Source organism: Sphingobium sp. PNB, assembly GCF_019873065.1.
Lineage (GTDB): Bacteria > Pseudomonadota > Alphaproteobacteria > Sphingomonadales > Sphingomonadaceae > Sphingobium > Sphingobium fuliginis.
The window spans coordinates 1-10,001 of the sequence record NZ_JAINEZ010000130.1 but is presented as its reverse complement, the minus strand read 5'-3'; the positions used below and the strand labels follow the sequence as shown (position 1 = coordinate 10,001).

14 protein-coding genes and 1 pseudogene are annotated in these 10,001 nt (G+C 63.8%); 2 read left to right on the top strand and 13 right to left on the bottom strand.

The features are described from left to right. Positions 1-149, top strand: a pseudogene (locus K7W03_RS25315) (IS1595 family transposase); the annotation flags it as partial. Positions 150-240: 91 nt separating this feature from the next. Here the strand turns inward: K7W03_RS25315 and K7W03_RS25310 are convergent. The 13 genes from K7W03_RS25310 to K7W03_RS28270 form a co-directional block, all read right to left on the bottom strand. After that, positions 241-519, bottom strand: coding sequence for a 2Fe-2S iron-sulfur cluster binding domain-containing protein (locus K7W03_RS25310; RefSeq protein ID WP_185210324.1), 279 nt, complete (start codon positions 517-519; stop codon positions 241-243). Positions 520-524: 5 nt separating this feature from the next. After that, entirely contained in the window at positions 525-737 is a 213-nt protein-coding gene (locus K7W03_RS25305) for a tautomerase family protein (RefSeq protein ID WP_208634573.1), read from the bottom strand. Continuing rightward, positions 738-1,508, bottom strand: a complete 771-nt coding sequence (locus K7W03_RS25300; RefSeq protein ID WP_208634574.1) for a 2-keto-4-pentenoate hydratase — start codon at positions 1,506-1,508, stop codon at positions 738-740. Further along, positions 1,505-2,566, bottom strand: a complete 1,062-nt coding sequence (gene dmpG, locus K7W03_RS25295; protein ID WP_208634575.1) for a 4-hydroxy-2-oxovalerate aldolase — start codon at positions 2,564-2,566, stop codon at positions 1,505-1,507. Before dmpG ends, K7W03_RS25300 begins: the two co-directional genes overlap by 4 nt. Continuing rightward, entirely contained in the window at positions 2,563-3,504 is a 942-nt protein-coding gene (locus K7W03_RS25290) for an acetaldehyde dehydrogenase (acetylating) (protein WP_208634576.1), read from the bottom strand. The genes dmpG and K7W03_RS25290 overlap by 4 nt, the downstream gene beginning before the upstream one ends. Before the next feature lie 22 nt (positions 3,505-3,526). After that, positions 3,527-4,339 carry a 2-keto-4-pentenoate hydratase gene (locus K7W03_RS25285; protein WP_208634577.1) on the bottom strand — a complete coding sequence of 271 codons (813 nt, stop codon included), beginning with the start codon at positions 4,337-4,339 and terminating at the stop codon, positions 3,527-3,529. Positions 4,340-4,344: 5 nt separating this feature from the next. After that, positions 4,345-5,826, bottom strand: coding sequence for a 2-hydroxymuconic semialdehyde dehydrogenase (locus K7W03_RS25280; protein ID WP_208634578.1), 1,482 nt, complete (start codon positions 5,824-5,826; stop codon positions 4,345-4,347). A gap of 25 nt (positions 5,827-5,851) precedes the next feature. Continuing rightward, positions 5,852-6,298, bottom strand: a complete 447-nt coding sequence (locus tag K7W03_RS25275) for a GlcG/HbpS family heme-binding protein (protein WP_222887643.1) — start codon at positions 6,296-6,298, stop codon at positions 5,852-5,854. Beyond that, the gene (locus K7W03_RS25270) at positions 6,295-7,182 is read right to left on the bottom strand and encodes a catechol 2,3-dioxygenase (protein WP_264319089.1); all 888 of its coding nucleotides are present in this window, start codon (positions 7,180-7,182) and stop codon (positions 6,295-6,297) included. The genes K7W03_RS25275 and K7W03_RS25270 overlap by 4 nt, the downstream gene beginning before the upstream one ends. Before the next feature lie 68 nt (positions 7,183-7,250). After that, complete coding sequence (locus K7W03_RS25265; RefSeq protein WP_226870502.1) at positions 7,251-8,096, bottom strand: alpha/beta fold hydrolase; 846 nt, start codon at positions 8,094-8,096, stop codon at positions 7,251-7,253. 309 nt (positions 8,097-8,405) lie between these two features. Further along, entirely contained in the window at positions 8,406-8,564 is a 159-nt protein-coding gene (locus tag K7W03_RS25260) for an aromatic-ring-hydroxylating dioxygenase subunit beta (RefSeq protein WP_185210325.1), read from the bottom strand. 78 nt (positions 8,565-8,642) lie between these two features. Next, positions 8,643-8,975: a non-heme iron oxygenase ferredoxin subunit gene (locus K7W03_RS25255; protein WP_185210326.1), complete on the bottom strand. Its 333-nt coding sequence runs from the start codon at positions 8,973-8,975 to the stop codon at positions 8,643-8,645. A 1-nt stretch (position 8,976) separates the two neighbouring features. Continuing rightward, positions 8,977-9,330, bottom strand: coding sequence for a hypothetical protein (locus K7W03_RS28270; protein ID WP_319024345.1), 354 nt, complete (start codon positions 9,328-9,330; stop codon positions 8,977-8,979). Here K7W03_RS28270 and K7W03_RS28265 point away from each other — a divergent pair. Continuing rightward, positions 9,314-9,757 carry a hypothetical protein gene (locus K7W03_RS28265; RefSeq protein ID WP_319024344.1) on the top strand — a complete coding sequence of 148 codons (444 nt, stop codon included), beginning with the start codon at positions 9,314-9,316 and terminating at the stop codon, positions 9,755-9,757. The two genes, K7W03_RS28270 and K7W03_RS28265, sit on opposite strands and share 17 nt — an antisense overlap. Positions 9,758-10,001 lie beyond the last annotated feature (244 nt).

Below are 10,001 nucleotides of genomic sequence, written 5' to 3'. Positions count from 1 at the left end.
GAGTTCACATTCCGCTTCAACAGACGGTTCTACCCGTTCAACGCCTTCCGCTCGCTCCTCGGAATTGCGGGCGAGGTGAAAGCTCGACCTACGCCGAGCTATATTCCGGTGGCTGGGCGCACCCCACATGTAGTGGGTGTCTGCGTTAACCGGATAGGCACGCGTTATTGATCGAACATGCCGATCTTGCGGTCGTCGAGATTGCTTAGGCTGCATTTTCCGTCTTCTGACAAAAAGTTTTTAGTTGGGCAATTCGATGACGAGATTGTCGAGCGGGAACAGCTTGCAGGCGAGCGCATAACCCCCCGCCTCTTCCGCCTCGCTCACTTGTAGCCTGCTCATTTTACCGGTGCGATAATTTCCGCTGGTCACCTTCACCTTGCACACGCCGCACCCGCCGCCGCGGCAGCCGACGAAAATGTCATTCAGCCCCAAGCGCTCCATCGCGATCAGGACCCGTTCCTCCTTGGGGCATTCGAAGCGGCTGCCATCGACGATCTGGACTTGATGCTTGATCATCGTGGTCAGCTTGCCGCTTTCAAAGTATTGGTTTTGCGCGCGGCGAAGGTCACGCCCGCCACCGCGAAATTCGCATCCGGGATCTCGCGCAGGATCACGCGGATCGACTCGCGAGGCACGCCGAGCGACTGCTCCGCGGCATCGGTCAGCGCGAGGATGAACGCCTCCTTCTTCTCGGTCGTGCGGCCCTCGACCAAAGTGACTTCCATGATCGGCATTTATGCCTCCACCGTGATGCTGACCGATCCCAGGTTCTGGACGGTGTTGCGGATGGTCTGGCCGGCCTTGAGGGTCGGCGCCGCCGTGATGCCGCCGGCCATGACGATGTCGCCGGCGTTGATCGTCTCGCCCGCCTCGCCGATCAACCGCGCGGCGGCGACCAGCGAGCGCAACGGATGGCCGAGGATCGCGGCAGTCGAGCCGACCTCGACGACCTCGCCGTTGATTTCCAGGATCACGCCGAGGTTCGAGAGATCCTGCATCGGATCGCCCCAGCCGCCGACCACCAGGCCCGAAGACGAGGTGTTGTCGGCGACCACGTCGACCAACGCGAACTTGAAATTCTCGAAGCGGCTGTCGATCACTTCCATCGCTGGGGCGACGGCCTCGACGCAGGCGAGCGCCTGCGCCGCCGTGACCTTGCCCGCGAGCGGCGCCTTCATCAGAAAGGCGATCTCCGGCTCGATCCGCGGATGGACGAAGCGCGACAGCGACAGCGCCGCACCCTCCTCGAGCAGCATCGCGTCGGTGAGCCGCCCCCAGGCGACCTCGTCGACCCCGACCTGCTGCATCTTGGCGCGGCTGGTGAGGCCCATCTTGACGCCGATCCGCTTCTCGCCGCGCGCCAGGCGGCGCTCGACCGACAGCTTTTGGATCGCATAAGCGTCGGCGACGGTCAGCTTGTCATTGCTGTGGGTGATCTGAGGCGTGGCATGCGCTTCGTGCGCGGCACGGTCGAGAATCTCGGCATATTCAGCAAGCGAAGTCACGCGGCCATTTCCCCCTTGGGCTCGGTCTCACCCTTGCGCGCGCTCAGGATATCGAGAGCGACGTCGACGATCATGTCTTCCTGTCCGCCGACCATCCGGCGCCGGCCAAGTTCGACCAGGATTTCGCGTGTGTCGAGTCCGTATTGTTCGGCGGCCTTTTCGGCGTGGCGCAGGAACGACGAATAGACGCCCGCATAACCCAGGCTCAGGGTCTCGCGGTCGACGCGGACTGGGCGATCCTGAAGCGGCCGGACCAGATCCTCGGCGGCGTCCATCAGCGCCATCACATCGCAGCCGTGCTTCCAGCCCTTGCGGTCGATCGCGGCGATGAACACCTCGAGCGGCGCATTGCCGGCGCCCGCGCCCATGCCAGCGAGGCTGGCGTCGATGCGGATCGCACCTTCCTGCGCTGCAACGATCGAGTTGGCGACGCCGAGCGAGAGATTGTGGTGGGCGTGCATGCCGCGCTGCGTCTCGGGCTTGAGCACCCGGTCATAGGCCTGCAGGCGGGCGCGGACGCCGTCCATGTCGAGCGCACCGCCGCTGTCGGTCACATAGACGCAATGCGCGCCATAGCTTTCCATCAGCAACGCCTGCTGGGCGAGCGCCTCGGGCTCGAGCATGTGGCTCATCATCAGGAAGCCCGACACGTCCATGCCGAGATCGCGCGCGATGCCGATATGCTGCTTGCCGACGTCGGCTTCGGTGCAGTGCGTCGCGACGCGCACCGAGCGCACGCCGAGCGCATAAGCGCGCTTGAGCTCCTCGACGGTGCCGATTCCGGGCACGAGCAAGGTGGTCAGCACCGCCTTCTCGATCACGTCGGCGGCGGCCTCGATCCATTCCCAATCGGTGTGCGCGCCGAAGCCATAGTTGAACGAGCTGCCGTTGAGCCCGTCGCCATGCGACACTTCGATCGCGTCGACACCGGCATCGTCGAGCGCCTTGGCGATCGTGCGGACACTTTCGGTGCCATAATTGTGCAGGATCGCGTGCATGCCGTCACGCAAGGTCACGTCCTGGATGTAGAGCTTGGTCTGGGTGGGATAGAGCGTCATGCTGCAGCCTTCCGATTGAGCATGCGGGCCGCCAGCATCTCGCCGGCGGCCTTGGCGGCCGCGGTCATGATGTCGAGATTGCCCGCATATTTGGGGAGATAGTCGCCCGCTCCTTCGACCTCGAGGAAGACGCTCGTCTTGAGCCCCGCGAACTCGCCATAACCGGGGATCTTGACCGGGTTGTTCGATCCGAAGCGCTCGAACTGGACCTCCTGCTTGAGGCGGTAGCCGGGAACGTAGGATTGCACCGTCGCGATCATGTCGAGGATCGACTGGCGGATCTTGTCCTCGTCGACCTGGTCGGTCAGCGTGAAGATCGTGTCGCGCATGATCATCGGCGGCTCGGCCGGGTTGAGGATGATGATCGCCCGGCCCTTTTCGGCGCCGCCGACCACTTCGATGCCCTTGGCGGTGGTGCGGGTGAACTCGTCGATGTTGGCGCGCGTGCCCGGACCGGCCGAGCGCGACGAGACCGACGCGACGATCTCGGCATAATGGACCTTGGTGACGCGCGCGACTGCGGCGACGATCGGGATCGTCGCCTGGCCGCCGCAGGTCACCATGTTGACGTTGACCGCATCGAGGTTCGAATCGGCATTGACCGGCGGCACGGTGAACGGCCCGAGCGCCGCGGGAGTGAGATCGACGATCTGCTTGCCGTCGGCGCGCAGGATCTCGTCATGGACCTTGTGGGCGTAAGCCGAGGTCGCGTCGAACACGACGCCGATCTCGGGATAGGAACCCATCTTCTTGAGGCCCTCGATCCCGTCATGGGTGGTCGCGACGCCGCGCTCGCGCGCCATCGCCAGGCCTTCCGACTTCTCGTCGATGCCGACCACGACGGCGAGCTCGAGGCTGTCGGAGCCCTTGAGGATCTTGATCATCAGGTCCGTGCCGATGTTGCCGGAACCGATGATCGCGCATTTGATCTTCGACATTCGTAAATCTCCCAAAGCGCCTTCAGGCGCCCGCTTCGAAAAAGGCTTTGACGGTGCCGACACCGTTGATCCGCGCCTCGACCACGTCGCCGGCCGCGACGCCGGCCATCGGGCCGAGCGCGCCGCTGAGGATCACGTCGCCCGCCTTGAGCGGCCGGCCGGCCTTCGCCATCACCTGCGCAAGCCACAAGGCCGCGCTGATCGGGCTGCCGAGGCAGGCGACGCCCGCACCGACCGAGATCGGATCGCCGCGGCGCTCCATCACCATCCCGCAGGTGCGCAGGTCGAGCCCGTCAAGCTTCTTGGGAACGGCCCCCAGAGTGTACACCCCGCTCGACGCATTGTCGGCGATCGTGTCCCAGATCTTGATATCCCAATTGGCGATGCGGCTGTCGACGATCTCGATCGCCGGCACGACATATTCGATCGCGCGCAGCATTTCGGCGGTGGTCACGTCGGGATCGTCGAGGTCGCGCCCGATCACCAAAGCGATCTCCGCCTCGACCTTGGGCTGCACCACGCGCGTCAGCAGGATCGGCTGGCCTTCGGGCACGTCCATGTCCGCATAGAGCATGCCGTAGTCGGGCTGGTTGACGCCGAGCTGCTTCTGCACCGACTTCGACGTGAGCCCGGTCTTGCGGCCCACCAGCCGGCGGCCGTTGGCAAGATAGTGCGTCGTATTGGCGTCCTGCACCGCATAAGCGGCCTCGACGCCGCCGGCCGAGATCAGATCCCGGATCGGCGGGCCAGGATTCATCGTCTCGGCGGCGTGCCTCAACTGGGCCGCGGCCTTGTCGATGTTGCTTCTATCGAATGTGACTTCCTGATCAGCCATGGCGCTCACAACTTCACGCAGATGTTTTCGATCTCGGTGTAGAATTCGAGGCTGTGCACCCCGCCTTCACGGCCGATGCCGGATTGCCCGGCGCCGCCGAAGGCGGTGCGCAGGTCACGCAGGAACCAGCAGTTCACCCAGCAGATGCCGACCTCCATCTCGGCCGACACGCGATGGGCGCGGGAAAGATCCTGCGTCCAGATCGTCGCGCTGAGCCCGTAGGGCGTGTCGTTGGCCATCGCAATGGCTTCTTCCTCGGTGTCGAATGGAATGACGCCGCAGCACGGGCCGAATACTTCCTCGCGCATAACCGTGGAATCGGGAGCAAGGCCGGTCCAGATCGTCGGCTCGACGTAGAAACCGCCGTCAACGTTCTTCGGAACGCCGCCGCCGGTCACGACGGTCGCGCCTTCGTCGACCGCGCGCTGGTAATAGCCGAGCACCTTCGAGCGATGCTCGTCGCTGATCAGCGGGCCCATATATTGGGGATGCTTCGGATCGCCGGGCTCGAACGCCTGCGCCGCCGCGGCAAGCCGCTCGACGAACTTGTCGAAGATCGACCGCTCGACGAAGATGCGCTCGGTCCCGAGGCACACCTGGCCGGTGTTGAGGAAGGTGGCGCGAGCAACACCCTCGATCGCCTTGTCGATGTCGCAATCGGCGAACACGATCGCCGGGTTCTTGCCGCCGAGCTCGAACGAAATGTCGCGCAGGCCAACCGCGGCCTGCTTCATGATCGCCGTGCCGGTGCCGGTCTCGCCGGTGAAGGTGATCGCATCGACGTCCTTGTGGCTGGTCAGGAACTCACCGGCCGAATCCGGGCCGAAGCCGTGGACGACGTTGAACACGCCCTTTGGCATGCCGACCGCGTCCATCACCTCGCCGAGCAGCGCCGCGGTGCGCGGCGTTTCCTCGGACGGCTTGACGACGACGGTGTTGCCGCACGCGAGCGCGGGGCCGACCTTCCAGGTCATCAGCAGCAACGGGAAGTTCCACGGGCAGACCACCGCAACCACGCCCTTGGGCTTGCGCACCGCATAGTTCAGCGCCTTCGACCCGTCGGGAGTCGGGGTCATGAACGATTCGGTGGGGGTCGTCGAGACGACGTCCGCGAACATGCGGAAATTGGCGGCGCCGCGCGGAATGTCGATGTGCGAGGCGATCGAGATCGGCTTGCCGGTGTCGGCGACCTCGGCCGCGAGGAAATCGTCGAAGCGGCGCTCGATCTCGTCGGCGACCTTGATGATCAGCTTGACTCGCTCGGGAATCGTCATCTTGCCCCACGGGCCCTTCAATGCGCGCTTGGCGGCCTGAACGGCAGCGTCGACGTCCTCCCTGCTCGCCTCATAGACGCGGCCGATCTCCTTGCCGGTCGCCGGGTCGATGTTGACGAAGCTCTTGCCTTCGCTGCCCTTGCGATAGGCGCCGTCGATATAATTCAAAACTTCCGCCGTCACCGTCGGCAAGGGCTCGTCGCCTCGCGCCATCTTCTTTCTCCGTTAATTCGAAACTTCAGTCGAACCGTTTGGCGCCGATCGCGGCAAGGCCGGCATTGGCATAAGCCGTGTCCATCGCCTCGCTGCCGCCCGATACGCCGATGCCGCCGACGATCTCGCCGTCGACGACGATCGGGAGTCCTCCGCCGAACATCACCATGTTCCTGCGCCGCGTGATGCCGTCGCGAAGTGCGTCGCTGCCCGAAACGATGCCCGGGATGTCCGCGGTCGGCATCTTGAAGCTCGCGGCCGTATACGCCTTGTCCCGAGCGATGTCGCTCGAATGAAACGGCGCGCCCGTGGCCCGCACGAAGGCGACAAGCTCGCCTGCTGCGTCGACCACGGCCGCCACCACCGCACAACCTTCGTCGGCGCCGGCCCGGAGGGCGGCGCCGACGGCGGCATGAGCGGCCTCAGGACTGATCGTCTTGACCAGCCTGATACGCTCGATCGGTTCACTCATGTATTGACGGTCATGAAGCGATCGTTGAGCTGCCGCTCATAGTAGAAGATCGCCTTGCCGGCCTCGTCCGCGCTCCACACGCGGCGGGGGTTGTCCGGATAATAATCATAGCCGCCGGAGAACGTCTCGTTGCGGTTGCCCGACGGATCGAAGAAGTAGATCGTCTGGCCGCGGGTGATGCCGTGGCGCGTCGGCCCGATATCGAGCGAGATGTCGTAGCGCGTGATGATGTCCGCGGCATGACCGACGTCGTTCCAGGATTCGAGGCGGAACGACGTGTGGTGCAGCTTGCCGTCCTCGGGGAAGCCGATGAAGGCGATGTCATGCGCCTTGTTGCTGCAGCTCATGAAGACCGCGAGCTCGGTGCCGTTGCTCTCGTCGACCACCGTCTCCGAGACTTCGAAGTCGAGCGCCTCGACGAAGATCTTGGTCGACCCGACGATGTCGGTGCCGTTGAGCGCGCAATGGTCGAAACGCTGCACGCGCATACCGCGCGGCTCGCGATGCCACACATCCGGATTCTTGGTCATCGGCGCCGTGTCCGAAATCTCCATGTCCGCATAGAGATCGAAGACATGCTTGGTCGGCGTCGTGAAACGGATCTTGCGGCCCACGCCCGGATCGGCACCAGCCGGGATCTCCTCGGTGCGAACCCCCATCGCATCGATCCGCTTCTTGAACACGTCGAGATCGCGGTCGCTCGCGACCTTGAAGCCGATCACGTCGAGACCGGGTGTGTCCGCCTCGCGCAGGATGATGCTGTGCCGATCGAATTCGTCGAAGCCGCGGAAGAAGGCGCGGTCGCCTTCGGTCTCGCCAACCTGATCGAGGCCGACGCGGTCACGATAGTGAGGGATCGCCTGCTCCATATCGAGGACCCGCATCTGGACGTATCCGGGCCTTAAGACTCCTGTGACAGCCATGTTCAACTCTCCTAATTTGCTAGCTCGTTCTAGCCGTTGAGGCCCTGTTTTACAAATTCGGTGACGAGGCGATTGAAGCTCGCCGCCCGCTCGATCTGCACCCAATGCCCGCAATTGCCGAAGGCATGCAGATCGGAATTCTTGATCAATTTCACAAGTCTTTCAGAAACTTCGAGCGGAATCACCTGGTCGAGCTTGCCGTGAAGGATCAGCACCTCGTGCGGGATCGCCGCGACATCCTCCTCGTTGCTGCACAGCATCTTGAGGTGGTTCTGGCGCGGTTTCGGGCCGAACGTGGCCGAATAGGGTTCGGCCGCGCCGGGACGCTTGCTGGCCTCGTAGCGAGACTCGATCAGCGACTCGGTGATGCGGCTCGGGTCGGTCGAGAGATAGGCGATCGTCTTGCGCATCATCTCCATCGAAGGCTCGTAGCCCCAGACGTAATCGAGGGCCTCGGTGATCGGGAACTCGACGCCGGCCGCGCCCATCAACACCGCGCGGTCAACGCGGTCGGGATGCGCGATCATGAACGCGATAGCCAGCGCGCCGCCGAAGCTGTTGCCGACCAGCGACGCCTTCTCGATGCCCATCGCATCGAGGAAGCCGGCGAGATGGTCGACCCAGATCTGCCGGTCCTTGATGCCGCCTGCCGGGGCGTCGGTGTAGCCGAAGCCGATCATGTCGGGTGCGTAGACGTGGAAGTCCTTGGCCAACTCGGGCAGGTTGGCGCGCCAGTTCGCCCACGCCGTCACACCGGGACCCGAGCCGTGGATCAGGAGCAGCGGCGGCCCCTCGCCCTGCTCATGATAATTGGTACGAACGCCGTTCACCGAGACGGTCTTGCCGATCTCGGGGATCGTAGCTTGTTTTTCCATTACTGCGTCCGACATGGAGATGACAGGAATTGACCTACAAGGGCGCGCCACCAGGAGGTCGTCTCACGGAATTCGCCGGAAAGGACCGGCTGTGCGCTCTTGTTTTAGTTGCACATAGAGGAACTCCTTACAAGGCGAATCTCGCCGTTCAGGCCCTCGAACACGTCGATAATCAGCGCTTGCGTGCTTCGCAAGCGCCGAGCCTGAAGCCGCGTTTCGACATTTTTCCCGATCTGGCTGATCTACGCTGTCGTTCAACCACTCCAAAAGCGGTTCGGGCCGGGGCGTTATCAGGCGAATCCCGTCGGTTCACACCAGCATCTTGCGGCTGTCGCAGAAGATCGCCGCGATCGGCAGGCCGCGGTCGACATTCTCGCGCGCGATGATCTTGTAGACGCACTCCTGGGTGAACAGCTCGGGCCATTCCTCCAGACGGTCCTCGTCGATCAGCTCGGCATGGCGCGCCACCAGTCCTCAACCTCCTGGTGAAGATCGCGCGCCCCAGCTTCCTCGAACCCCGTCCGTGCCCCCATCTCAGCTCCCATTTCAGGCGCCCGCTTCGGGCGATGCCAGCCGGATCGCGATCCAGCCGTCGTCGACCTCGACACTATAGGTCTTGAGCGGGATCTGGCACGGGAACACCGTCGCCGCCCCGCTCGCAATGTCGAACGCGCCGCCATGGAACGGGCATTCGATCGTGCCGCCGTCCTGATAGCCGTCGGTCAGCATCGCATTGCCGTGCGTGCAGATGTTGTCGGTCACATAATAAGTGCCCCCGACATCATAGACCGCAAACGGCGGCAGCCCGGCGACATGCGCCGCCACCGGCTCGCCCTCCTTCACCTCATCCACTCGGCACAGGCGAATCAGCTCGCTCATATCATCCTTCTCGCAATCGTCGCTGGGACGCCGGGATCATCAAGACCCCGGCGTCCATCGCCCAAGACTTCAAACGCTCGGTTAGAGCTCGATGTCCATCCCGTAGCCGGCGGCCTCGTTGCCGTGGCCGAAAATGTCGCGGCTGTAATATTCCTGCTGGTTGTCCGCCTTCTTGGCACCCCAGCCCAGCTCCCACAGCCAGCCCGACGGGTTGGCAGTAGAAGGTCAAAGCCTCGTCGGTCGAATGCTTGCCCAGCTGCAGCGCAACGTCGATCTTGCGCTGGCGGATGATGTCGTGCGCCACCCCCAGATCGTCGAGATCGGTATATTCGAGCATCTTGATCCGCTTCTTCATCGGCCCAAGCGCCGAACGCCACCGAATGTTGGCGCCCGTTGACGTGCATGAAATAAGGCTGCGCCACCATGCCGCCGGGAAGCGGAAGCTTGTACTCGACCGAGCCGGTGAGGCCGAGCATCTCGTAGAAGCGCACCGCGGCAGGAATGTCGTCCTGGCGCAAGATTCAGTGGCCGATGCCTTCCTTGGCGGTCATGAACTTGCCGAACATCGGCCGCCCCGGGTGGAACGCACGCCAGTTGTCGACCAGCGGACCATAGAAGATCTCGGTCGGGTTGCCGCCCGGATCGACCGTCTTGGCCAGGCCCAGAACACGCCGCTCGGCGCATTCCTCCTACGACGCCACGCGAATGTCGAGGTTGTTGAGCCGCAGCTTCTCGACCAGCTCGTTGAACTCGGACGGACCCGCAACCGCCAGCCGATATAGGCCAGGTCGTCGCCGCCATCGATGTGCAGCGTGAGGCGGTGATGCCACTTGTCCATCCGCAGATAAATGCGGTCGCCCTCACCCTCGTCGACGATCTCCATGCCGACGATCGACGCCGCATAATCCTTCCACGCCTCAACGTCGATATGGACAGACCGATATAACCCAGCTCGGTCACTTGCGACATCGCGCTCATCCTCTCTCTTGTCTCTACTTCAAGCCCGGCACCCCAGCCCGGTCCCGC